At 63.2% G+C, this 22298-nt stretch carries 21 protein-coding genes; 9 read left to right on the plus strand and 12 right to left on the minus strand.

Annotated elements, in window-relative coordinates:
* Both SINAR_RS0100770 and SINAR_RS0100775 read left to right on the plus strand, forming a co-directional pair.
* The coding region (locus SINAR_RS0100770) for an ABC transporter substrate-binding protein (RefSeq protein ID WP_027997255.1) at positions 1 to 587 on the plus strand (587 nt) is incomplete at its 5' end.
* A 53-nt stretch (positions 588 to 640) separates the two neighbouring features.
* Positions 641 to 1936 carry an NAD(P)/FAD-dependent oxidoreductase gene (locus tag SINAR_RS0100775; RefSeq protein ID WP_027997256.1) on the plus strand — a complete coding sequence of 432 codons (1296 nt, stop codon included), beginning with the start codon at positions 641 to 643 and terminating at the stop codon, positions 1934 to 1936.
* Positions 1937 to 2083: 147 nt separating this feature from the next.
* On the opposite strand, the gene SINAR_RS0100780 is transcribed toward SINAR_RS0100775, so the two are convergent.
* The 5 genes from SINAR_RS0100780 to SINAR_RS0100800 form a co-directional block, all read right to left on the minus strand.
* Positions 2084 to 3814 (minus strand): CocE/NonD family hydrolase, encoded by a 1731-nt coding sequence (locus SINAR_RS0100780; RefSeq protein WP_027997257.1) that lies wholly within the window; start codon positions 3812 to 3814, stop codon positions 2084 to 2086.
* A gap of 2 nt (positions 3815 to 3816) precedes the next feature.
* The gene (locus tag SINAR_RS0100785; RefSeq protein ID WP_027997258.1) at positions 3817 to 4812 is read right to left on the minus strand and encodes an ABC transporter permease; all 996 of its coding nucleotides are present in this window, start codon (positions 4810 to 4812) and stop codon (positions 3817 to 3819) included.
* Positions 4805 to 6301, minus strand: a complete 1497-nt coding sequence (locus SINAR_RS0100790) for a sugar ABC transporter ATP-binding protein (RefSeq protein ID WP_027997259.1) — start codon at positions 6299 to 6301, stop codon at positions 4805 to 4807. Before SINAR_RS0100790 ends, SINAR_RS0100785 begins: the two co-directional genes overlap by 8 nt.
* Entirely contained in the window at positions 6298 to 7341 is a 1044-nt protein-coding gene (locus SINAR_RS0100795; RefSeq protein ID WP_234710555.1) for a sugar ABC transporter substrate-binding protein, read from the minus strand. Before SINAR_RS0100795 ends, SINAR_RS0100790 begins: the two co-directional genes overlap by 4 nt.
* Positions 7342 to 7432: 91 nt before the next feature.
* On the minus strand, positions 7433 to 8860 hold the full coding sequence (locus SINAR_RS0100800) for an arabinose isomerase (RefSeq protein WP_027997261.1): 1428 nt from the start codon (positions 8858 to 8860) through the stop codon (positions 7433 to 7435).
* Positions 8861 to 9105: 245 nt separating this feature from the next.
* Between SINAR_RS0100800 and SINAR_RS0100810 the strand changes: the two genes are divergently transcribed.
* The gene (locus SINAR_RS0100810) at positions 9106 to 9993 is read left to right on the plus strand and encodes a helix-turn-helix domain-containing protein (RefSeq protein WP_027997263.1); all 888 of its coding nucleotides are present in this window, start codon (positions 9106 to 9108) and stop codon (positions 9991 to 9993) included.
* Between the two features lie 23 nt (positions 9994 to 10016).
* Here SINAR_RS0100810 and SINAR_RS0100815 read toward each other — a convergent pair whose 3' ends face one another.
* The 3 genes from SINAR_RS0100815 to rfbF are packed head-to-tail and all read right to left on the minus strand — an operon-like array spanning position 10017 to position 13090.
* Complete coding sequence (locus tag SINAR_RS0100815; protein ID WP_027997264.1) at positions 10017 to 11249, minus strand: class I SAM-dependent methyltransferase; 1233 nt, start codon at positions 11247 to 11249, stop codon at positions 10017 to 10019.
* A 6-nt stretch (positions 11250 to 11255) separates the two neighbouring features.
* The gene (rfbG, locus tag SINAR_RS0100820; protein WP_027997265.1) at positions 11256 to 12326 is read right to left on the minus strand and encodes a CDP-glucose 4,6-dehydratase; all 1071 of its coding nucleotides are present in this window, start codon (positions 12324 to 12326) and stop codon (positions 11256 to 11258) included.
* Positions 12323 to 13090 (minus strand): glucose-1-phosphate cytidylyltransferase, encoded by a 768-nt coding sequence (rfbF, locus tag SINAR_RS0100825; RefSeq protein ID WP_027997266.1) that lies wholly within the window; start codon positions 13088 to 13090, stop codon positions 12323 to 12325. Before rfbF ends, rfbG begins: the two co-directional genes overlap by 4 nt.
* Before the next feature lie 242 nt (positions 13091 to 13332).
* Here rfbF and SINAR_RS0100830 point away from each other — a divergent pair, with 242 nt between their 5' ends.
* The 6 genes from SINAR_RS0100830 to SINAR_RS0100855 all read left to right on the plus strand — a co-directional run bounded on the left by SINAR_RS0100830 (position 13333) and on the right by SINAR_RS0100855 (position 18442).
* Positions 13333 to 14772, plus strand: a complete 1440-nt coding sequence (locus SINAR_RS0100830; RefSeq protein ID WP_027997267.1) for an FAD-binding oxidoreductase — start codon at positions 13333 to 13335, stop codon at positions 14770 to 14772.
* Between the two features lie 37 nt (positions 14773 to 14809).
* Positions 14810 to 16231 (plus strand): pyridoxal phosphate-dependent decarboxylase family protein, encoded by a 1422-nt coding sequence (locus SINAR_RS0100835; RefSeq protein ID WP_027997268.1) that lies wholly within the window; start codon positions 14810 to 14812, stop codon positions 16229 to 16231.
* A gap of 173 nt (positions 16232 to 16404) precedes the next feature.
* Positions 16405 to 16872 (plus strand): PLC family EF-hand domain-containing protein, encoded by a 468-nt coding sequence (locus SINAR_RS0100840; RefSeq protein ID WP_027997269.1) that lies wholly within the window; start codon positions 16405 to 16407, stop codon positions 16870 to 16872.
* A gap of 80 nt (positions 16873 to 16952) precedes the next feature.
* Complete coding sequence (locus tag SINAR_RS0100845) at positions 16953 to 17324, plus strand: DUF488 domain-containing protein (RefSeq protein ID WP_027997270.1); 372 nt, start codon at positions 16953 to 16955, stop codon at positions 17322 to 17324.
* A gap of 341 nt (positions 17325 to 17665) precedes the next feature.
* On the plus strand, positions 17666 to 17941 hold the full coding sequence (locus tag SINAR_RS0100850) for a hypothetical protein (protein ID WP_027997271.1): 276 nt from the start codon (positions 17666 to 17668) through the stop codon (positions 17939 to 17941).
* Positions 17942 to 18124: 183 nt separating this feature from the next.
* Entirely contained in the window at positions 18125 to 18442 is a 318-nt protein-coding gene (locus SINAR_RS0100855) for a hypothetical protein (RefSeq protein WP_027997272.1), read from the plus strand.
* 74 nt (positions 18443 to 18516) lie between these two features.
* On the opposite strand, the gene SINAR_RS0100860 is transcribed toward SINAR_RS0100855, so the two are convergent.
* From SINAR_RS0100860 to SINAR_RS0100875, 4 genes are all read right to left on the minus strand, one after another.
* The gene (locus SINAR_RS0100860) at positions 18517 to 19317 is read right to left on the minus strand and encodes a class I SAM-dependent methyltransferase (protein ID WP_027997273.1); all 801 of its coding nucleotides are present in this window, start codon (positions 19315 to 19317) and stop codon (positions 18517 to 18519) included.
* Between the two features lie 176 nt (positions 19318 to 19493).
* Positions 19494 to 19895 carry a VOC family protein gene (locus SINAR_RS0100865; RefSeq protein ID WP_027997274.1) on the minus strand — a complete coding sequence of 134 codons (402 nt, stop codon included), beginning with the start codon at positions 19893 to 19895 and terminating at the stop codon, positions 19494 to 19496.
* Positions 19896 to 20244: 349 nt separating this feature from the next.
* Complete coding sequence (locus SINAR_RS0100870; RefSeq protein WP_027997275.1) at positions 20245 to 21546, minus strand: HAMP domain-containing sensor histidine kinase; 1302 nt, start codon at positions 21544 to 21546, stop codon at positions 20245 to 20247.
* On the minus strand, positions 21546 to 22235 hold the full coding sequence (locus tag SINAR_RS0100875; RefSeq protein ID WP_027997276.1) for a response regulator transcription factor: 690 nt from the start codon (positions 22233 to 22235) through the stop codon (positions 21546 to 21548). The genes SINAR_RS0100870 and SINAR_RS0100875 overlap by 1 nt, the downstream gene beginning before the upstream one ends.
* Positions 22236 to 22298: the final 63 nt, after the last annotated feature.

Raw genomic sequence — 22298 nt, forward strand, 5'->3', positions numbered from 1 at the left:
ATCTCGGTTACACCGAGGACAACGGCAATGTGGCGTTCGATGCGGAAAAGGCAAAGGCGCTGCTGGCCGAGGCCGGCTATCCAGACGGCATCTCGGTCAAAATGATCTCAAGCCAGTTGCCGAGCTACGAATCTTCGAATCAGATTCTGCAGGCCCAACTTCAGGAGTCGGGCTTCAAGCTGGAACTGCAGCCGGTAGAACACGCCACCTGGCACCAGATGATTCGTCAGGACCTGAGTCCGCTCGTCACCTATGGCGCTGCCCGCTTTCCTGTCGCGGACGTCTACCTCACTCAGTTCTTCCATTCAAAAAGCGCAATCGGATCGCCCGCTGCGGTGACGAACTTCAGCCATTGCGATGTGGCCGACAAGCAGATCGAGGCGGCTCGTGTTGAAACCGATCCGGAAAAGCAACTCGAGCTGTGGCATGAAGCGCAGCGGCTGATCCTCGAGGCAGTCTGCGGAATTCCGATGACCGAAACTTCGGGTGTTTGGGCCCGGCGGAAGAACCTGGATTGGGGCTTCGAGTTCAAAGGTTCGATGTCGCTCGGGCCGCTGGTAACCGAACTCACCCACTTCACGGAATGACGATCCACGGGCTGCGGGCAACCGCAGCCCATTTCAAATGTGATGAACCTATTATGTTCAAAGAGATTTTCCCGAACTATTCCACCCCCTGTGGCTGGAACCGCATGCTGGCGATGCGTACGCCCCGCTCCGCGCTAAAGAATGACCTTACCGTCGATTATGTGATCGTCGGCGCCGGCTACACCGGTCTGGCGATCGCGCGCCGGCTCCATGAGCTCGATCCGCAGGCAAGGATTGCGGTGTTTGAGGCATCGTCCGTCGGCGAAGGATCTTCCGCCCGAAATTCCGGTTTTACCGGGTCTGAAGTGCTGCCCCGCACCGTCACCCTGGCCGGCGCCGAGAAAGCACGCCGTCAAACGGCTCTGATGAGGGAAGCTTTCGACTGGCTCGCAGGCATAATTGCACGTGCCGGCATCGAATGCGATCTCCAGAAGGTCGGATCGATTCGCGCTGCGGCGACCGAAGCCGGCGAAGCCTCGTTGAGGCAGGTCGCAGAAGTCGCAAAGCTCAACGGAATCAGTCACACCGTGTTGGGCAGGAATGAAATAGCCGAGCGGATCGGATCGGAATATTATCGCTTCGGCATCTACTTGAACGATACCTATCTGCTGCAGCCGGCCGCACTTATTCGCGGTCTGGCCGATGCCCTCCCCGAGAACGTCGCCCTCTACGAGAATACATCGGTCCGACGATTGAAGCGAAACGGCGGAAGCTGGGAACTCCTGACCGACGGCGGAGTGGTGCGCGCCCGAAGTGTGGCCCTCGCGAACAACGGATTCATCCGGCGTTTCGGTTACCTCAAGTGCCGCATGACCACGATCTTCACCTATGCCGCGGTGACCCACCCGGTTGCAGAGACTGAGCTGGACCATCTCGGCCAATCTCCGGCATGGGGTCTCCTGCCTTCTCATCGACTTGGCACGACGTTGCGACGCATCGGGCGCGATCGTCTCATGGTGCGCTCGCTCTATGCTCACGAGCACGAGGTGCCCATTGACGAAGTCTCCGCAAAATTGCGCGACCGCTTTATCAGGAGGTGGCCGGGATTGAGGCACGTGGAACTGGAGTATGTCTGGGGAGGAGCCACAGCCTTCACGATGAATGGAGCGCCCTGGTGGGGTAAGCTCGAAGAGGGGCTTTTTGCGTCCGGAGGCTGCAATGGCAGCGGAATTGCAAAAGGGACGATGTTGGGACGGCACCTCGCCGAGCTGATGCTGGGTATCGGGAATCCGGCGAAGATCAGCAGCGCGATGGGAACGGCCAGTCTGATTGCCCCGGAACCGTTCCGCAGCATCGGTTTCCGGATAGTCTCGGCGATCGAAAGCCGCAAAGCGGGTCTGGAAGCTTAGGAGAAGAACCGACACAGAACCGGATGTGACGTTTTCATGGCGATCCATGGTTATGCGCGGGTCAGCACGACGAAAAAGAACCTCGCCGCGCAGTTGGCGGTCATGCTTGCCGAGTTCGTCCGGGCATCAGCCCCAACTCGCCGAACCTCAACTCCCCAGTGCCGACAGCGTTCTCGCCTGCGGATAGCTGGCGGTCACCACCGGAAGGAGGAGGCGGCTTGGGAAAGCCTCGCCTGAGAAGATGCGCTGTTCTGCAATGATGAAATCGGAGGCTCTCGCCAGGGTGGACGGGATGCCGGACTGCGGATTGCGGTCGAAGCGTGGAAAGTTCGACGAGGCGATCTGCAGCCGGAGCCGGTATCCCTTGCGGAACAGGCGGCTGATGTGACCGAGGCGCACGACGACTTCTTCGGGTTCGCCGCCCGCTTGTCTCGAACGGGACCAGCGCAGGATGCCGTCCACGATACCGGAACTCCTGCCATCCGGGCCGACTTCGCAGAGCCGTGCCGTCCAGTCACAGCTTGCGGCTGAGGACGATACCCAGAGGCGTGCTCTGACCAGTCCCGTAACCTCCAGATCTTCTCCGAGCGGCTGGCCGGTGAATATCACGACGTCGTCGCGCGCTTCGATCGCGGCCTGCTCTACCGGGCCGGAGTTGCGGCCGAGCAGAAGGCCCGGGAGAAACGTGGCGCCACCGGCGGTGGGAACCGGCTTCAATGGGTCGGAGATGAAGGCAGCGCTCGCCTCCCCGGCAGGCGCGGAGCCGAGCGAAGACCGGCTGCTGTCGAGAAAGAGCGACACCTCAATGCTGTCCGGAAGGGGCCAGTCGGGCGCGGCGTGCCAGGTGTTGGATCCGGAGCGGAAGTAGCGCACCACGGGGGATGCCGGTTCTCGCTCGTTGAGCGTGCTCTCGAAGAAGTTCAGCGTTTCCTCGGGCAGATCGATGGTCGAGGCCGCATAACCGAGCCACTCCCGGCCCTGCCAATCGGTCGGGTTGCCGTGCGACCAGGGACCGATGATGAGGCGGTCGGGCATGTATCCGCCTCCTGACCAGCGCGATCGGGCCTTCTCGAAAAGCTCGATCGACCCTTCCACGAAGATGTCGTTCCAGCCGCCGACGACGAGCAGCGCCGCACGGCTTTTCTGCAGCCATCCGGGACGGCAGTCCTCGGCGGCGATCGCTTTCGGATCGAGCCAGTCCGCAAGGTATGGCGCAAGCTCGATGATCGCGCCATCGAGGACCGGAAGACGTTCGAAGCCTGCAAAAGGATCCTTCTGCAGCGTCTGCAATAAAGCCTGGGCACGCTCGCGCATGTCTGCCGGCAAGGAGGCGATACGACGCTGCAGATGATCCGGGCCGAGGGATTCGATCACCCAAAGCAATAGGAAGGCGAGTTCCACGGCTCCACCGCGATACATCCAGGTTTCGCCGTGGCGGGCCGTGGTCAGCTGCGGCGCGATCGCTTTCAGTCCTGCCGGGTCTTCCGCAAGAGCGAGTATTTGCGTCGCACCGACATAGGAGGCGCCGAACATCGCAACCGAGCCATTGCAGAACGGCTGCATGCGAAGCCAGCTGATAGTATCCGCCCCGTCGCTCGCCTCGGCCCGAAAGGGTATGAAATCGCCTTCCGAGCTGTAGCGCCCGCGCGTATCCTGCACGACAACGGCATAGCCGCGTCTTAGGGCTGTCTGGAACTCCAAGGCGGAAATGTGCTGGGAGCCGAACGGCGTCTCGCGGCGATACGGCGTTCGCTGGAGCAGGACGGGACACGGCTCTTCCGTCGCGGGCAGCCAGACGTCGGTCTTCAGCCTTACGCCGTCGCGCATCGGGACGTCGACATTGTCGAGCAGGCGAATCGTCGGTTGGGTGGCCAACATTTTCACCGTCCGCGGACGAGGCGCTGGCGGAGCTGGTCGAAAGAGACCGCGAGGATCAACAGCAAGCCCGTGGCGGCCTGCTGCCAGGACGAGTTGACGTTCATCAGCGTCAGGCCATTGTTGAGAACGCCGACGATCAACAGGCCGATTACCGTACCGAACATGGTGCCGGTCCCGCCTTTCAGCGAGGTGCCTCCGAGAATGACGGCCGTGACGACGGCAAGCTCCAGTCCGAGGCCCGTGGTTCCGGATGTCGAGCCGAGCTGCGAGGCGCTGATGAGACCGCCGAGCCCGATGAACGCACCTGAGAGAAGAAAGCCTGCGAACACCACGCCCTTCGTCCTGATGCCGACGAGGCGGGCGGCGTTTTCGTTCGCGCCGATCGCATAGAGCGAGCGCCCGAAGACGGAGCGCCTGAGCACGATGCCGACCATGATTGCCACGATCAGGAAGACCAGCGCCGAGAGCGGGATGTTCAGGAATGGTCGCCAGATAGCCCAGTCGAAATTGGCGATCGGGATATTCCTGCCACCGCCGATGGATTGGGTGAGGCCGCGAAAGATGGCGAGCGTCCCGAGCGTCGTGATAAGCGCGTTGACACCGATTTTCGTCACGAGAAAGCCGTTGATCAGGCCTATGCAGACGCCGACGAGCATCGCAAGCACGCTGGCCGGCAGAACGCCCAGGCTCTCGATAGTCAAGGCGAGCACGAGGGCGACGAAGGCGACGCCGCTACCGACCGACAGGTCGAACTGGCCCGCAATCAGAAGCATTGTGCCTCCCGCGGCAAGAACGCCGGTGATCGAGAGCGCGGTGAAGACATTGACCCAGTTTCCCCACGTCAGGAAGTAGGGTGAACTCAGCGAGAAGAAGATGATCTCCGCGACAAGGAATGCGAGCAGGGCGGCCGATTCCGGCGCCTTCCGAACTGCCGCCCTGTTTCGGCTGCGCTCCAGATCGGCCATGGGAAGGATATCGGATTGAAGGTTGTCAGGCATGGACACCGCCTCCTGCGGCTTCAGTCAGGGCTTCAGTCGAAATGCGCTCGTGCGGGATCTCCGCGACCATTCGTCCGCGCACCATGACCAGCGCACGGCTGGCAACGGCCGTGATGTCCTCGTAATCCGAGGTGGCGACGACGATGGCGTGGCCCTTGGCAGCCAGTCCGGCGAGCACGCGGTAGATTTCCTGGCGGGCGCCGACGTCGACGCCGCGGGTCGGTTCGCTCAGCACGAGGATCTTCGATCCGGCTTCCAGCCACCGGCCTAGCAGAACCTTCTGCTGGTTGCCGCCGGACAGTTCGGTGATCAGTTGTTCGCCGGAAGCGTCGGCCTTGATGTGCAACGTGCGATGCCAGCGGCCATAGGCCTGGCGCAGCTTGCGGCGGTTCACGAAGCCGCGCCTGGCCAGGCGGCCCCAGCTGGGAGCTGAAAGGTTTTCCGCAAGCGTCATCGTGCGAAGCAGGCCGTCGGCGGCACGATCCGCCGATAGATGGCCTATGCCAGCCGCAATCGCGTCCGCCGGGTGCCGGAAGTGCCTCGGCGAGCCTTCCACATACAGTCTTCCTTCGTTGAAGACGTGCGCGCCGACCAGCGAGCTCGACAATTCCTGAAGGCCCGAGCCGACTTTGCCGTACACGCCGAGTATCTCTCCCGGGCGCAATGCAAAGGAAACGTCTGAAAAGGAAGCTGACCCCAGCCCGATTGCCTCCAGCACCGGAGGAGCGGCGGTCGATGGCGGTACGGCATGTCGGGCATGAGCGACCGCGCGGCCCACCATGGCCTCTATGACCTGATCCTGAGTGACCTCGGCCGTCGCACGATCGAGGGAAACGCGGCCGTCGCGCAGCACGCACACCCGGTCGGAAAGCGCGAACACTTCGTCGAGCCGATGGGTGATGTAGAGGATGGCGACGCCGCGTCCCGCAAGACGCCGGATCAACTGGAAGAGTTTGCGTGCCTCCGCGTCCGACAGGGCCGCAGTCGCCTCGTCGAAGATAATGCATTTCGATGCGCCAATCGTGGAGCGGGCGATCTCGATGATCTGCCGCTCGCCCAGCCGCAGAGAGGCGACCTTCGCCTCCAGCGGAAGGTCCGTGCCAAGCATTTCCAGCGCCTGCCGTGCCAGTTCGCGCATGGCCCGGTAATCGACGAGCCCGGCCCGCGTCGGCCACGCACCGAGCAGGATGTTCTCCGCCACCGAGAGCGTCGGCGCATCGGCGATCTCCTGGGCGATCAAACGGATGCCCGCCGCGCGCGCATCTCCCACACCGCGAAAGGAGGCAGCGGCGCCGTCCACGGAAATCGTGCCGCTGTCGGGCATGTGGTCTCCGGCCAGGATCCGCACGAATGTGGACTTGCCGGCGCCGTTCTCCCCCAGAAGGGCGGTAATCGTTCCTGCCGGCAGATCGAGGTCCACGCCATGGAGGACCTCGATCGGGCCGAACGATTTCCTGATGCCGCGTACGGCGAGGAAATCCGCCGTCATTTGCAGGCAAACTCCGGATAGACCTTGGAGATGTTCTCCGGCGTGATCAGTTCGTGCGGAACGAGAATCTGCCGGTTGATCGTCTCGCCTTTGATAGCCCTTACCAGGTTCGGAACGATCAGTTCGGCATACCGCTCGGGAAAATAGGCGGCGGTCGCGATAAAATGCGGCGCGGTCCAGATCTGGCAATTGTCCGGGTCGAAATTCTGGACGCCGAGATAGAGGTCCTGGTTGCGGCCCTGGGTGCGCGCCGCCGCAAGGGCGGCGATGACGACGTCCTCGTTGATGCCGACCGTGATGACCTTGGTGGCGCCTGGAAGGGCCGTCAACGTGTCGGTGAACTGGCGCTGCGCCGCATCGGCCTGTCCGCCGGCACCGGTGTCGATGATGCGAAGGTTCTGCACCGGCCCGCACACAGCTTCGAATGCCTTGCGGATGCCGCCCATGCGCTGGTCGTTGACGACGCCGACGGCCGTCGATTCCAGCGAGACGAAGGCGTCGTACTCGCAGTTGAAGTTTTTGGCGAAGTGCATGCCCAGCTCGTGGCCGACAATCTCGCCGGCATAGGAATTGGCGGCCCCGACGAACGCCGTTTCGCAAGGTTTCTGTTCGATGTCGATGGCGATGACCGGCACCTGCGGGCCCTCGGCGCAGATGTTGGCGGCAGCGGCGGCGTCCGCCTGAAAGGTGACGAGGCCGTCGACATTCTGGGTCTTGAACTGGCGGGCGCAGTTGAGTGCCGTCGCTGCGTCGAGCTTGGAGTCGCAGGTGACCAGCTTGAAGCCGGCCGTCTCGGCAGCCTTCTCCATGCCGGCCTGAAGTGCATCCGGGAAGGGCACGCCGAGAATGAGCTGGGTGAATCCGATCGTCAGACCTTCGGCACTGCCGGGCTCGATCGCCTGGAATTTGGCGATCTCGGGAGGAAAGGTCGGGGCTGGTGCGTTCAGATTGATCTCCGCCGCGGTAGCCATCGGGCTTGCCAGCCCCATGGTGACGGCAAAGAACAGGCCGATCAGCCGGCGCGCCCGGATAAAATTCATTGATTTTTCTGCAGGCATTTCAGGTCCTCCTCACCTGTTGACTATAGGTTTTTCGCGCATCTCGAGTTGCGGCGCTCCCGGATTTGTCCGTTCAGCACACCTGGACCACTTGCAGACCGAGAAGTTCGCCGAGCTTTGCGATCTTGCCGGCGATGTGACCGACGCCGACGGCGCAGTGATGCGCCGGTCCCTGCGCGTTCCAGTCCTCCACGAAACGGCGCGCGCCGACATCGAACCTGTAGCGGCTGTTGGTGTTGCCGATCTCGAGAACCGGACCAGGCACGGATTGCCCCTCCGCACATAAAAGAATGACCCGGCCCTCGCGCTCGATCACGGAAAGAAGCGTCACGGGGCCATGCCTGACGGACATTTCCACGCTGACGCCGGAGCCGACCTTGCCGTGATAAACCTTGAGGGGACGTATCTTGGTTTTGCCTTCCGCGACCCTGATGTGCCCCGGTCCGTCATGCCCCATGAGGACGACGTCCTCGTTGAAGTCCATGGCGTAATATTCGGTGAAGGATCCGCCCGCGCCGAAGGTGTCCATGATCTTCATCGCCTGGGCGTTCTTGATCTCGTATTCGCCCGCGACCGGAATGCCTTCCGCCGTCAGAAGCGAGCAGCCGACGATCACCGATGCGATGAGATCCTCGTATTCGTGCCCCGCCACCGACTCGTAATAGTATGCGAGCGAGCCGAGCTTTTTCTGCTCGGCAAGTTTGCGCAGGGCCACGGCGGTGTGCGCTGCCCGGTGCAGTTCGGCGGGATCGCAGTCGGGCTGGATGTCGAACTCGCTCCGGATCTTTTCGAGGCAAAGCTCGACCTCCGCCTCGGTCGTCTCGCGTCGGAGCCGCGCGAGCTCGTCGATCTCGACGATTTCGATGTGGGTTCCAAAGGCGGCCGCTTGAGCGGTCAGGTCGGAATAGATGTCGAGCATGCCGTTATAGTACCGGCCCATCAGGCCCAGGCGGTTATGTGCCATGACGTGGGCGACCCGCGCTGCGTCGATCCAGTCGCCGATCTCCCGGTCGACATGCGGATCGCCGTTGAGCATGCCCGTGATCTGATGGAACGCGACGCCCGACCGCCGGAACACATTGGCGATTTCGGGCACCGGGCAGGCTCCGCAGTGGGCGAGCCAGTCACCGGTCATCCTCGTCCTGTCGCCGAGCGCATTGAAGCTCCGGTACTCGATCGCGGCTGCAGGCTGAAGATTGAGGATCACCACCGGCACGCGGGCTCGCCGGACCACGGGCAGAACGGTGGACGAGAGGGCATAGGTGGTGACGTGAAGGAATATGATGTCGACATCGGCCTCGCGAAAACGGTGGCCGGCGTCGTATGCTGCCTCGGCAGTGTCGATGAGGCCGAGGTTCACCACTTCGATGTCGGGCCGGCCCAGTTTCTCGGCCATTTGTCCGACATAGCCTGTGAGCCGATCCTCCAGGCCTTCGAACTGGGGCCAGTAAGTGGACAATCCGATGCCGAAGAGGCCGACCTTCAGGATCCGATCCGTCATGCGCGCCCCGCAAACGCCAGGCATAGATCATGGTCCGGCAGCAGGCCTGCGCCTGCCGCCCCGTGCGGCGATCGGTCCATCATATCTCCTCCGAGGGCCGCGCTCTCCCTGCGGCCATGGCGGCTTCCGTTGCCGGACCGCCCAGATTTCATCCCCGGGTAAACCCTAGCATCGGCCATGCGGATTGACATCATGGTCTTTTCCGCAAAAATGATCAGAAGCATACAAAAAATGATCCTGAGGGGATGCCGTTGGCGGAGAACTATTTCCTCTATCTGCCCGACAATCGACTATGTTCGGCCTGGGGGTGCACGACAGTATCGACCGGGCATACGAAAATACCTCCGCATTCGATCTATCCGCCGATACGTCATCCGGACGACCATCACTTCGATTGGAAAAGAGGGAGGATTCTCCAAGCCTATCAGGTGATCCTGATCTCGGACGGGCGGGGCATGTTCGAATTCGGGCGGCGCGGGAAAACGCAACTGGTGGAAGGCGGATCGATAGTCCTTCTGTTTCCCGGCGTCTGGCACCGGTTCGCTCCGGATCCGGAGCTGGGCTGGACCGAGAACTGGATAGAGTGCCGAAGCGCCGCATTCGACTTTGCGCGGGCGATCGGCCTTATCGACCCTGCGCGCCCCGTTTTGCCCTCGGGACCGGATTTCGACGCCATTTTCGAAGCGATTCACGAGCGTGCCGTCGAAGACGGTCTGAAGAACCAGCCGGTCCTGTCGACGCTCGGGCTGCAATTGCTGGCGCTTCTCTCGCAGCAACAGGAAGGCGCCTCGGCTGCTCCTGCGGACCGGCTGGTCGAACGGGCGCGCGTGCTCTTGATGGAACGCTGCGCGAACCAGATGCCGGTAGAGGAAATCGCCCGGGAGCTCGGTGTCAGCTATTCCTATTTCCGAAGGGTATTCAAGGAGAAGGCCGGCATCTCACCCAAGCAGCACCAGATGGCGCTCAGGATCCGACGGACACAGGATATCCTGACGAATACGGACAAGCCGATCAAGGAAATTGCCGCCTTGCTCGGATTTAGCTCGGCCTTTCACCTGTCGACCCAGTTCCAGGATCTGGTGGGATGCAGCCCGTCGGAATACCGGAAGCGATCGGGCAGCCTGGCCGATTAGGGATGGGGTGCTGGCAGTCAGGCTCAGATCACCCGCACTTCGGGAATGGCGACGACGAAGCGGCCCCCCCAGGAGCGGATATAGCCGTGGGCGGCGACGATCTCGTCGGTCAGGTTCCAGGGCAGGATGACCACATAGTCGGGTTTTGCGGCCGGGATCCTGGCGGGATCGTAAATCGGAATGTGGCTGCCGGGCGAAAGCTTGCCCTGCTTCAGATCGTTGCGGTCGACGATGAAGTCGATGTCTGAGGCGGTGACGCCGCAGACGTTCAGGAAGGTGTTTCCCTTCGCTGCCGCGCCATAAGCCGCAACGCGCTTGTTCTGACCCTTCGCGTCAGTGAGAAACGCACGGAAACCGTCGCAGACCGAGGCGATGCGCTCGCCGAAGGCGGCGTAGGCGGGCATCTGCGTGAGTCCGGCGCTTTCCTCCTTGGCCCGCACTTCCGCGAGCTGTTCGGTGGCCGGTCTGGTTCCGGTCGCCGGCTGGGCGTAGACGCGCAGCGAGCCGCCATGGGTCGGCAGTTCCTCGACATCGAAGACTTTCAGCCCGCAAGCGGCGAAGATACGTTCGACGGCGGCGAGCGAGAGGTAGGAATAGTGCTCGTGATAGATCGTGTCGAACTGAATGCCTTCGATCAGCCGGAGGAGGTGCGGAAACTCGAAGGTGGCGACGCCGTCCGGCTTCAGGAGGATCGCAAAACCGCTTACGAAATCGGCGATATCCGGCACGTGGGCGAGAACATTGTTGGCGGCAGTGAGATCGGCGCGGATGCCGCGGGCGACGAGCGCGTTGGCCGTATCACGGCCGAAGAAGGCGACATGGGTCGGCACGTTGCGGCCTTCGGCGATCCTGGCAGCGTTGGCTGCGGGCTCGACGCCGAGCACGGGAATCTGCCTGGCCGCGAAATACTGCAGCAGGTAGCCGTCGTTCGATGCTACTTCCACGACCTGCGAGCGGCTGTCGAGAGCGAAGCGTTCGGTCATTGCCTCCGCATAACGGCGCGCATGGTCGAGCCAACTCGTCGAGAAGGACGAAAGATAGTGGTAATCGGCGTTGAAAATCTCGTCGGCCGGGACCGTCTCGGTGGTCTGCACGAGCAGGCATTCGGAACAGACCATAACCTTCAGCGGAAAAGCCTTCTCCCGGGCGATCGCCTCGTCGGTCGGCTCGAGAAACGAGTTGGACCAGGGCGTCGCCCCGAGGTCGGCCACAACGGTTTCAAGCGGGGTCGAGCAGAAGCGGCAGGAGTGGGACATTTTGGGTCAGAGGCCTTTCGTGAATGCTTCTATCTGATCGAGCATGAGCCGCCGCGCCGCTTCGCCGCGCCGCCAGCCGTCGTACCAGCGCGCGGTCCACTCGATCGCCTGCTTCTGGGCGAGGCGCGGACGCCAGGCGAGGCTCTCGCCGGCGAGTGCCGGGTCGAGCCCCAGCGTCTGCATTTCGCGCGGTTGCTCGAGCGCCGAGACGTCGTCCCATTCGGGGTCGAGTCCCATCGCGGCCTGCACTGCGTTGGCCACGTCGCGCACGGGGATTGCCGGTTCGGAGGGCGAGGGGCCGAAGTTCAGCGCATCGACGTCGCTCTCGTCCCTGTAGAGCGCCTCGGCAAAGAGAAAGTAGCCGTTGAGGCAATCGAGTACGTGCTGCCAGGGGCGCGTCGCCAACGGACTGCGGATATTGAGCCTGGTGCCGGAAAGGGCAGCGCGCACGACATCGGGCACCAGCCGGTCGGCGGAAAAGTCGCCGCCGCCGATCACATTGCCGCCGCGCGCCGTGGCGACGCGAATGCCGCGCTCCCTCAGATAGGCGCTGCGCCAGGTCGAGACGGCAAGCTCGCAGGCGGCCTTGGAGCCCGAATAGGGGTCGTGCCCGCCGAGCGTGTCGCTCTCCCGGAAATGCCGGCCGCTCTCGTCGTTGCGATAGACCTTGTCGGTCGTCACGACGAGGACGGTCTTCACGGAAGGAGTCGCACGGGTCGCTTCGAGCAGCCGCACCGTGCCCATGACGTTGACGTCGAATGTTTCCGCAGGCGTCGCATAGCTTTCGCGCACCAGCGGCTGCGCCGCCATATGCAGGACGATTTCCGGCTCGCCCTTCCTTGTAATCGCCGCGAGCGCCTCTCCGTCGCGAATGTCGCCGAATTGCCCGCGCGGGATTCCGTCCGAATGCAGCAAATCATGCAGCGACGGCCGCGAGGCCGGCGGCAGGGCATAGCCGGTCACATGTGCGCCCATCTTCTCGAGCCAAACACCCGCCCAGCTCCCCTTGAAGCCCGTATGGCCGGTGAGCAGGACACGCTTTCCCGCCCAGAACTCCGGATCAGCGAGACGGCTCATGCCCAGATCTTCCAGGGCGCGCGGTTTTGCTGCCAGAGCTCCTCGAGCTGGGTCTTGTCGCGCAGCGTGTCCATCGGGCGCCAGAAACCCTCATGCGGGAAGGCCATCAGCTGCCGGTCGCGCGCCAAGCCCTCGAGCGGCGCGCTCTCAAAGGCGACGTGATCTCCCTCGATGCGGTCGAGCACGGAACGATTGAGAACGAAGAAGCCGCCGTTGATGCGGCCGTTGTCGCCGGCCGGCTTCTCGGTGAAGCTCATGACCTGCCCGGCTTCCATGGCGAGCGCGCCATAGCGCCCCGGCGGCACGACGCTCGTCACGGTCGCCTCCCGGCCATGACGGTGATGGAAATCGGTGAGCGCGCGGATGTCGATATCGGCGACGCCGTCGCCATAGGTCAGGCAGAAGGTCTCGCCGAGATAGCCGGCGACGCGCTTCAGGCGACCGCCGGTCATGGATTCCGGACCCGTATCGACCAGCGTCACCCGCCAGGGTTCCGCACTGCTCGTGTGATAGGTGGTCTCGCCGGTCGCCAGGTCAAAGCTAACGTCGGATGAGTGCAGAACGTAGTTGGAGAAGTATTCCTTGATCATGTAGCCGCGGTAACCCAGGCAGATCACGAAATCCGAAAAGCCGTAATGGCTGTAGATCTTCATGATATGCCAGAGGATCGGGCGCCCGCCGATCTCGATCATCGGCTTCGGCCTCAGGTGGCTCTCCTCCGAAATGCGGGTGCCGTATCCGCCGGCGAGAATGACCACCTTCATGCCGCGACTTCCCTCTCCAAACTGCCTTCGACCGCTGTTTCGCGGATTGTCCGCGCCGGCGGTTCATTGGAGCATTTCAGCCGCGATTGCAAGAATTGCGGTGTCGGGGCGCCCGTGTTGCGCCCTGCAACCTAACCCCAAAGGACTATGGGCGCGGGCGACGGGTCTGCTTGCCGGGTGCAGGGCAAAGGCGCAGAATGCCCGCCGCTGGGGGCAATGGTTCACCGTGGGAGGAGCGAATCATGAACGACATGAGCCTCACCAATCTGCAAAACGGAATAACAATGGTCAGCGCCGGGGCAATCGAGGCATTTGCCGGGCGCCTGCGCGGGCGCGTCCTGATTGCGACCGACGCCGCCTATGACGAGGCGCGCACGATCTGGAACGGCATGATCGACCGCAGGCCCGGGCTGATCGTGCAATGCGCCGGAGCTGCCGACGTCGTCAATGCGGTGCGCTTCGCAGCGGAGAACCAGTTACTCGTCGCGGTCCGCGGCGGCGGCCACAACATCGCCGGCAATGCGGTCTGCGACGGCGGCATGGTGATCGATCTCACGCTGATGAAGTCGGTGCGGGTCGATGCGACGACGAAGACGGCCTGGGTCGAGCCGGGTGCGACGCTTGCAGATCTGGATATGGAGACGCAGGCCTTCCGCCTTGCTTTACCGACCGGCATCAACTCGACGACCGGAATTTCCGGCCTGACGCTCGGCGGCGGGTTCGGCTGGATCACGCGCAAATTCGGATTGACGATCGACAACCTGCTTTCGGCCGATGTGGTCACGGCGAACGGCCAGCTGGTGCGGGCGAGCCCCACCGAGCACCGCGACCTTTTCTGGGCCATCAGGGGCGGCGGCGGCAATTTCGGAGTCGTGACGGCCTTCGAATTCCGCCTGCACGAACTCGGCCCCGAGGTGCTCTCCGGGCTCGTCGTCCATCCCTTCGCCGAAGCCGAAGGCGTCCTGCAGCAGTACAGGCGGGCACTCGAAAATGCGCCGGACGAACTCACCTGCTGGGTGGTGATGCGCCAGGCGCCGCCGCTGCCCTTCCTTCCGGCCGAATGGCACGGAAAGGAGGTGGTCGTGCTCGCCATGTGCTATTGCGGCGATCTCGAAGCGGGCGAGAAGGCGATGGCGGGGCTGCGGGCGATCGGCAGCCCGATCGCCGATGTGGTAGCGCCGCATCCCTTCGTCGGCTGGCAGCAAGCCTTCGATCCCCTGCTTGCTCCAGGCGCCCGCAACTACTGGAAGAGCCACGATTTCACCGAGCTTTCCGATCAGGTAATCGGTATTCTCATCGAGGCCATACGGCAATTGCCGGGCCCGGAATGCGAAATATTCCTCGGCCATGTCGGCGGTGCCGCCGGCCGCGTTGCGCCCGAGGAGACCGCTTTCCCGCAGCGCAGCTCGCACTTCGTCATGAACGTGCACGGCCGCTGGCGCGACCCGGCGATGGACCAGGCCTGCATCGACTGGGCGCGGCATCTCTTCGAAGCCACAAAGCCCTACGCCGCCGGCACGGCCTACGTCAATTTCATGCCCGAGGACGAGCTGGACCGGGTCGAGGCGGCCTACGGCGCAAACTATGGCCGGCTCGTCGAGATCAAGCGGCATTACGATCCGCTCAATCTGTTCCGGATGAACCAGAACGTCCGGCCGATAGAGGAACGCGGGGCAGCCTGAAGCGGGCGGTCCGCAAGGTGACGCCTGGAGGCACCTCATGAAAGAGGAAGCGACCCGCGAAGTACTTCAACGCGCGACGGAGCACGCCGCGCGTTTCCGCGAAAAAATCGCGGAGGCCCCGCAGCGGCCGGAGCAATCCTACCCCGCCGCATTGGAGACGTTTCGCGAAGCTCTGCCGGAACGGGGAAGCGCCGGTACCGAAGTGATCGGCGAGCTTGCCGCCAAGGCGGAGCCGGGGCTCCACGCGATGACGGGGCCGCGCTTCTTCGGATGGGTCATCGGCGGTTCGCATCCGGTCGGGGTTGCGGCCGACTGGATGACGAGCGCCTGGGGCCAGAATGCCGGCAACCACCACGCGGCGCCGGCCGCCGCCGCCGCGGAGGCGATCGCGGCCAACTGGCTTCTCGACCTCCTCGACCTGCCGCGGGAGAGCTCCGTCGGCTTTGCCACCGGTGCGACGCTTGCCAATTTCATCTGCCTGGCCGCCGCGCGCGGAGAGGTGCTGCGGCAGGCAGGATGGGACGCCGAGGCGCAGGGCCTCTTCGGAGCGCCGCCGGTCGCGGTGCTGATCGGCGACGAAGCGCATGCGACGGTTTTCTCGGCGCTGCAATTTCTAGGCTTCGGGCACGACCGCGTCGTCCGCGTCAGGACCGACGAAATGGGCCGCATCACCGCCCCGGCTTTTGCGGAAGCCGCCGCGCGGGTTTCCGGTCCCTGTATTGCGATCCTGCAGGCAGGGCAGATCAATACCGGTGCCTTCGACGATTTCGGCGGCATCATGCCGATTGCCCGGGCTCTGGGCGCCTGGGTTCATGTCGACGGCGCATTCGGCCTCTGGGCCCGCGCCGCTCCCGGAAAGCGCGCACTCGCCGACGGGATCGAAGGGGCCCACTCCTGGGCAACCGACGGCCATAAATGGCTGCAGACGCCCTACGACTGCGGATATGCCATCATCCGCGACCAGGAAGCGCATCGCCGTGCCATGACGATCGCCGCGAGCTACCTGCCGCCGAGCACCGAGGGCGAACGGGACCCGAGCCATTTCGTGCCGGAACTCTCGCGCCGCGCCCGCGGCTTCGCCACCTGGGCGATGATCAAGCATCTCGGCCGCGAGGGCATTGTCGCCATGGTCGACCGGCATTGCCGCGTCGCGCGCGCAATTGCCGAACGGCTGAGCGGCGAAGACGGCATCAATGTCCTGAACGACGTGGTGCTCAATCAGGTCCTGCTGCGCTTCGGAGCGGCTGTGCCCGGCGAGGAGGGCGACCGGATGACCCAGGCGGAGATCGCCCGGCTGCAGGCCGAGGGCGTCCTGTTCGCCGGGGGCGCCGTCTGGCGCGACCGCAAGGTGATGCGGCTCTCGGTCATCTCCTGGCTGACGGACGACCGGGCCGGCGAAATGGCCGCGGACGCGATCATCGCCGCCTGGCGGGCGGTCCGCGATGGGATTGAGGTTTAGAAGCGCCTCCCGGTCTTGACGCCGAAAGAAGAGTGGCGCGTACCGGAACCTCTCCACGACCTTGCAGTTAGCAGGCGATCAGGCGGCTGTTCCATGACCGCGGCGAAACTGCCGTGCCGTTTGAGGGCATTGCAGCCGCTGCAGCACTCCTGACAACTCGAGGAGGATATCACATGTCACCGATGAAATTTCCGGCCGTGACCGCTCTGGCTGCTCTTATGGCCATCAGCACCGCAGCCGCCGCTGCCGCCCAGGCACCCGATCCCATTCCGCCCGCCGGAGAAATGCCCGCCGAGGACCAGGGTATCGAACCGGACATGGAACCCGGCGATCGAGGGGGCGCTGAAGGAGTGATCCAAGGCGATCAGCCCGACATGATGCGCGAGGACATGGTACGCGGCGACCGGATGCATGGCGATCGCATGCGCCACCGCGACCGGATGCGGGGCATGATGATGCACCGGCAGATGATGCACCGGCAGATGATGAAGATCATGTTCGCCATCACCGATGCGGACAATGACGGCGCCCTTTCCTTCGAGGAGATCAGCACCATTCACAAGCGGATTTTCGACAAGGTCGATAACAACCGCGACGGTAAGGTCACGCCGGAGGAGATACAGGGCTTCTTCCACGATTAGGAAGACTCCGCTACGCTGGATGAAAGCAGTTTTCCTCCCGGGACGGTTGCGGCCGCCCCGGCCTGTCCCGTGGAGACCCTATGGCACCATTCCAGTTGAAGCGGATCTACGAGGCCCCGACTGCTTCCGACGGCACGCGCATTCTCGTCGACCGCCTCTGGCCGCGCGGCGTCGCCAAAGACAAGGCTGGAATCGATCTCTGGCTCAGGGACATCGCTCCCAGCGATGCGCTGCGCAAGCGGTTTCATGGCAAGCCGGAGGACTGGGACGCGTTTTGCGCCGCCTATGCGGAGGAGCTCGAGAGCGAAGCGGCGGAGGCGGCGGTGGCCGAGTTGCGTGAACGGCTGAGAGAAGGCCCGGTGACGCTGCTTTATGCGGCGCGGGACGAGACGCACAACAATGCGGTTGCGCTGAAGGCATGGCTGGAGCGGGGAAGGGGAGTGGCCCCTTAGATCCCCATGATTTCGGGCCGGCTCGGTCCTAAAATCATAGAGTTATCGATTCCAGCAAGCAGAGCGGCATGCGGGCGGAAACCGCACGCAGTTTTGCTCATCCCGCTCTGAAGACGTGGACAGCGGCCGGCCTTGTTCCCGCATCGTTCGGTCCGTGGTTGCCCGGTTCCATGAAGGGCATGCGGTAGCCGCATAGTAGCCATTCCTTGCATTCGCCGTGCCTGGTACCGATCTATGCAATGAAAACTTCGACCCGTACTCCAACAAATAAAGTGGCATACGCCCGCCCGGCCGACCGGCCGCGCCTGCGGAAGGCCGCCGTAACGATTAAGGAGCCAGCTATGCGGGAATCTGCCAAGACCCTGAATGAGATGACGCCTCGCGAGCGCGAAAACCTGATGACGCTCGTCGCGGACGCACTTGAAGCCACCGCGGACGAGGCACAGGAAATCGGCGATGATCGGTTTGCAGCAAACTCGATCAGTCTCGCCAGAATTATCAGCGGTTGCGCCGAAGACGTTGCGACGATGGATGTGCCGGCAGCGGAACTTCTTTTGCAGCATGGTATCTCGCTGATCGCGCTGTTTCGGCGGGAAGCGCCGCCTGTTCTGCACTGAGCAGAAGGTGAGCGGCTTTGCGCGGGAAGGTGTAATCCGATGGATCTTTGTACCGTTTCCGCGAAACGGTGCAAAGATCCACGCGCGCTGCACGTGCCGACCAGCACGGAACATTTTCAGAAGCAGGTGGTTCGTTGAGCCAGCCCGAAGATCGCGGCTGGAAAGGAACGATGGAGTCTGAAGATGAAACTTGCTGTATCCGCTGCCCTGGCGGCAGTCCTTTTCTCGACGGCGAGCCTGACTGCGTCAGCGCAATCCGGCACGAGCGCCACCGGGGATCAACCGATGACTATGGAAAAATGCGATCCGGGCAGCCCCAACTGCAAGGCGGATCAAAGCAGCGACAAGCCGTATTCCAGCGAGACGACCGGCAGCGTCAAGAGCAATGAGAACAGCGCCGCCGGCGAGGCACAGGACGAGGTTCCCAACAAGGATTGCCCGCCTGGCCTTGCCAAGCAGGACGTGAACCCCAGTCAGGGACGCGACACGACAGCCTGCTGAGCAGCCTGACCGGATCCAGGCTTGTAGCAGTTCCCGAAGCCGGCGGCAGACGCGAAATGCGAGCGGGCGCCGGCTCAGGGAACTATGCCCCGGCAGGCCCAGGCTATGTTCGCAAAGGAGCGTGGACCGTCGGGCCGGCCGGCCTCGTATGCGTCGCGCACGGCGGCACCGGTGCGCGACCGCTCCTCCGCATCGAGCGTCGCCACATATTTGCCGAGCGGCCCTTCGCCGGCGGCAATCGGCGCCCAGTAATCGTCAAAGTTCCGGTAATCCATGCGGATCATCAGCTGGGTTTCCGTAACATCCATGAGCCCCTGCTCGACAAATGTCCGTTTCATTTCCTGCGGCTGCATCATCGGCTGGAAGCAGTAGCGGGCCCGAAGCTGGCGCCCGCCCTCGCTGAGCGCCGCCACCGTGTCGACCATCATGCGCATGCCGGGCATTCCGCCGAGATGGTCCCACACGGCCGCCGCGACGACGCCGCCCGGACGCACCACACGACGCATCTCGGCCACGGCCTTGCCCGCTTCGGGCACGAAGTGGAGCACGAGAAGGGCGAAGGCGCGGTCGAAGGTCCGGTCTTCGAACGGCAGGGCGCAGGCATCCGCCTGTCTTATCTTTATGCGCGGATCGGTATTCCGCCGGGCTGCCTCCTCGACGAAGACGGGCGAATAGTCGATCGCGGCGATCTCTGCGAGCCTGGCGGCGTCGGCGAGCGCGAAGGTGAGACTGCCGGTGCCGCAGCCGACGTCCAAAATCTTTTCGCCATCGGCGACGCCGGCGAAATCGATGAATTCCGGCGCAAGTTTCCGGCTCCAGCGGCCCATAAGCTGCTCATAGCCGGCCGCGTCATGCACGTTGAAGCTTGATGTCATGGCAGCCTCCCGCCCTGTTAACCGAACAGACCGCAGTAATCCCAATGAAACCTGCGGTGATTTGCGCCGCGCTTCTCAGCGCAGCTTCGCAGGCCACAGCCTTATGCTGCTTTAGCTGGCCGTTTGCACTGGCGGCATGCATGGGCGTTGCTGTCCATCGCTCCAGGAAACAAAACTCAGGCACCGCCCGAGTTGCCCGAAGATCCGAGAATTTGCGGTTCTCCAATCTCGATGGCATGCCTGTCTGGATCGTAAAAGCGGAACACCCGCTGCCCCCATGCTTGCCGCTCGACAGCATGGATCAGTTCCACGTGGGGGGCAATGGCCTGGAAAGCGAGGTCAACATCCTCGTGTTCGAAATACAGCAGCAGGTTTCTTCGCCCATAAGGTTCTTTCGCAACAGATGCTTCCCGCCAAATCGTTTGTTCCAGCGAGCTTCCCTCGTGGATTGAAAAGCCGGTCTCGAAAAGCACGAACGTTCCGAAATCCTTCAGCATTTTGAGCCCGAGCACGTCTCGGTAAAACTTCTTTGAGCGCTCGATGTCGCGGACGAAAGGGATCGGATTGATAAAACGCATCGAATTCCTTCGTTAAGTCGAAAGTCATGGTCGCAGAGTAGCGGCGTCTCTGTCCATGGTCGAAAGCGGCGAAATCCCCAAGGGCAGCTATCTGCTGATCGAAAGTCTCGATCGGTTATCGCGCGAGGCCGTGCCGGACCGGTGGGAGCGCGTCGACGGCGCTTTACGGGGTCTAGGCCACCACCGGTTTAACCGGTCGCATGATTCAATGATGCCACGATGTGGACCGAGTGGTGTACCAGAAGAGCGCCTAAGAGCCTGCAAACATTGACTTTACTGGCCATTTAAGAAGCTGATGGCGCGCCGCACCGGGTGATGATAAGAACTACGTTTGCGCCATAACCCTCTTTTAAGGGGCTCCACCCCTAGTGGCCCCGCCCCGTTTATGGGCAGTCGCCTGGGGAATCTCCAAGGTGACCGCCAGGCCACCACGGGCGGCTGTCGAAGCCGTGACCCGGCCACCATGCTGTACAATTGCTTGCCTTGTGATGGCCAGACCAAGTCCGAAGCCGTTTAGCGCAGCCGCATCGGTTCCGCGCGAAAACGGCTGGAAGATTCTCTCGAGTTCGGACACCGGCACGCCCGGCCCTTCATCCGTGACCGTCACACGAAGCGTCCCGTCGACAATTTGGGAGCAAATCGAAACGCGGGAGTTGTCGGGGGAATATTTCAAGGCATTGCGGATGACGTTCTCGAAGGCGCGATAGATCAACTCCCCATCGACCTCCGCGACGAACGCGGCGGCGCGGTCGTGGCAAACGGCAATCCCACGCGCCTGAGCCTCGAAAGTTGCGTCCTCGACGATCTCGTTAAGCAAATCCATCAGATCGAGTGTCTGTACGGCGCGATCGCCCGAGCCGGCGGACAATCGCGCAAGCGTGAGGATCTCACCAACCAGTCCGTCGATTCGCTCGATTTCGCGATCCATGCGATCCATCATGGCCTCAAGCTTCGACGGATTCTGCCGAAGCACACCGATTGCCGCCTGAAGCCGGGACAGCGGCGAGCGCAGCTCATGGGACACATCGTGGAACAGTCGCTGCTGGACCTCATGGAGCTCCTGCAGGCGCGCGGCGCTGGCGTCGAAGTCATGGGCGAGCGCCGTCACCTCGTCCTTCCGGCCGCCCATTTTGTCGCCGATGCGAACGTCGAACCGGCCATGGGCGAGAGCGCTCAGGCCGTGGCGGAGGTGGGCGACGGGGCGAATGAGATAACGCGCGAGCCAGAATGCGGAGACCGCGCTTGCGATGAGGGCCGATATCCATGGCACCAGCTTCGGCCAGGTTTCCGCAACGATACCGGGTTCCGGAGTGGTGGATGTCACGCGGATGCATCTGCCATCGGCAACGACGCCGCGCATGGTCCTGGCATCGATATCGGCGCAAGCTGTCTCCGGACCGGCCTCGGATATGGACAGTTCGACAGGCCGAGGCGCCGCCCTTGCGGCCCGCGCGAACGCCTGAGCGGCCTCTTCCCCCTCTCGCCCGAGCAGCCGTTCGGCCACGTCAAGGGCGAAGACCCGCTGCTCGCGTGCGATGTCCTGGGAGAGCGGGCCAACATCAAGCAGAGCACTGATTGCGAACAGCCCTGCGATCGATGCCGCCATCATCAACCAGGTGATGGTGAAGAACTTCCAAAACAGGCCGCGCATCATCGGTCCTTCAGGAGCTGATAGCCTTGTCCCCGCACCGACTGTATCCAGGACTGGCCGTCTTCCCTGGCGCCGAGCTTCTGGCGCACGCTGCTGAGATGAACGTCGATGCGCCGATCAAAAGGCGTCAGGGGCCGCCCGAAGGCATGCTTCGAGATCTCCTGCTTGGAGACGAGCTGGCCGGCATTGCGGGCGAGCACTTCGAGCAGGCTGAACTCGGTGCCCGTCAGTTCCAGACGCGCGCCGCCCCATTCCGCCGTCCTGTTTCCCGGATGCATGACGAGTTCGCCCACCCGCAGCACGTCTTGCGATGTTCCGGCACCGGAGGAGCCGACACGGCGCAATATGGCCTTCAGCCGTGCCGCGAGCTCGCCGGGCGAGCAGGGCTTCGGTACATAGTCGTCGGCGCCGAGATTGAGCCCGGCGATCCGGTCGACGTCATCGCCCTTGGCCGTCAGCATCAGGACGGGGACCGTGCTCAGCCGCCTGATCCGCTGCAGGACATCGATGCCGTTCACGTGCGGCATCATGATATCGAGGACGATGATGTCGACGGCATTCGATGTGGCCTGAGTGATCGCGGCGCGCCCGTCCTGCGCGGTCGCGACCTCAAACCCCTCCTCGGAGAGATACTCCTTCAGGAGCGTAGTGAGATCGACGTCGTCGTCGATGAGAAGAACCTTTGCCATCCCGGGAGCCTGCCGTTCACTGAAGGCATAGCCATACAGGACAAATGCCTGTCGGGCAGTGGA

It is taken from the genome of Sinorhizobium arboris LMG 14919 (assembly GCF_000427465.1).
In the GTDB taxonomy this organism is placed as follows: domain Bacteria; phylum Pseudomonadota; class Alphaproteobacteria; order Rhizobiales; family Rhizobiaceae; genus Sinorhizobium; species Sinorhizobium arboris.

Coding starts and splice junctions, on each gene's coding strand:
- SINAR_RS0100775 (WP_027997256.1), top strand. CDS start 641: ATGTTCAAAGAGATTTTCCCGAACTATTCCACCCCCTGTGGCTGGAAC.
- SINAR_RS0100780 (WP_027997257.1), bottom strand. CDS start 3,814: ATGTTGGCCACCCAACCGACGATTCGCCTGCTCGACAATGTCGACGTC.
- SINAR_RS0100785 (WP_027997258.1), bottom strand. CDS start 4,812: ATGCCTGACAACCTTCAATCCGATATCCTTCCCATGGCCGATCTGGAG.
- SINAR_RS0100790 (WP_027997259.1), bottom strand. CDS start 6,301: ATGACGGCGGATTTCCTCGCCGTACGCGGCATCAGGAAATCGTTCGGC.
- SINAR_RS0100795 (WP_234710555.1), bottom strand. CDS start 7,341: ATGAATTTTATCCGGGCGCGCCGGCTGATCGGCCTGTTCTTTGCCGTC.
- SINAR_RS0100800 (WP_027997261.1), bottom strand. CDS start 8,860: ATGACGGATCGGATCCTGAAGGTCGGCCTCTTCGGCATCGGATTGTCC.
- SINAR_RS0100810 (WP_027997263.1), top strand. CDS start 9,106: ATGCCGTTGGCGGAGAACTATTTCCTCTATCTGCCCGACAATCGACTA.
- SINAR_RS0100815 (WP_027997264.1), bottom strand. CDS start 11,249: ATGTCCCACTCCTGCCGCTTCTGCTCGACCCCGCTTGAAACCGTTGTG.
- rfbG (WP_027997265.1), bottom strand. CDS start 12,326: ATGAGCCGTCTCGCTGATCCGGAGTTCTGGGCGGGAAAGCGTGTCCTG.
- rfbF (WP_027997266.1), bottom strand. CDS start 13,090: ATGAAGGTGGTCATTCTCGCCGGCGGATACGGCACCCGCATTTCGGAG.
- SINAR_RS0100830 (WP_027997267.1), top strand. CDS start 13,333: ATGAACGACATGAGCCTCACCAATCTGCAAAACGGAATAACAATGGTC.
- SINAR_RS0100835 (WP_027997268.1), top strand. CDS start 14,810: ATGAAAGAGGAAGCGACCCGCGAAGTACTTCAACGCGCGACGGAGCAC.
- SINAR_RS0100840 (WP_027997269.1), top strand. CDS start 16,405: ATGTCACCGATGAAATTTCCGGCCGTGACCGCTCTGGCTGCTCTTATG.
- SINAR_RS0100845 (WP_027997270.1), top strand. CDS start 16,953: ATGGCACCATTCCAGTTGAAGCGGATCTACGAGGCCCCGACTGCTTCC.
- SINAR_RS0100850 (WP_027997271.1), top strand. CDS start 17,666: ATGCGGGAATCTGCCAAGACCCTGAATGAGATGACGCCTCGCGAGCGC.
- SINAR_RS0100855 (WP_027997272.1), top strand. CDS start 18,125: ATGAAACTTGCTGTATCCGCTGCCCTGGCGGCAGTCCTTTTCTCGACG.
- SINAR_RS0100860 (WP_027997273.1), bottom strand. CDS start 19,317: ATGACATCAAGCTTCAACGTGCATGACGCGGCCGGCTATGAGCAGCTT.
- SINAR_RS0100865 (WP_027997274.1), bottom strand. CDS start 19,895: ATGCGTTTTATCAATCCGATCCCTTTCGTCCGCGACATCGAGCGCTCA.
- SINAR_RS0100870 (WP_027997275.1), bottom strand. CDS start 21,546: ATGCGCGGCCTGTTTTGGAAGTTCTTCACCATCACCTGGTTGATGATG.
- SINAR_RS0100875 (WP_027997276.1), bottom strand. CDS start 22,235: ATGGCAAAGGTTCTTCTCATCGACGACGACGTCGATCTCACTACGCTC.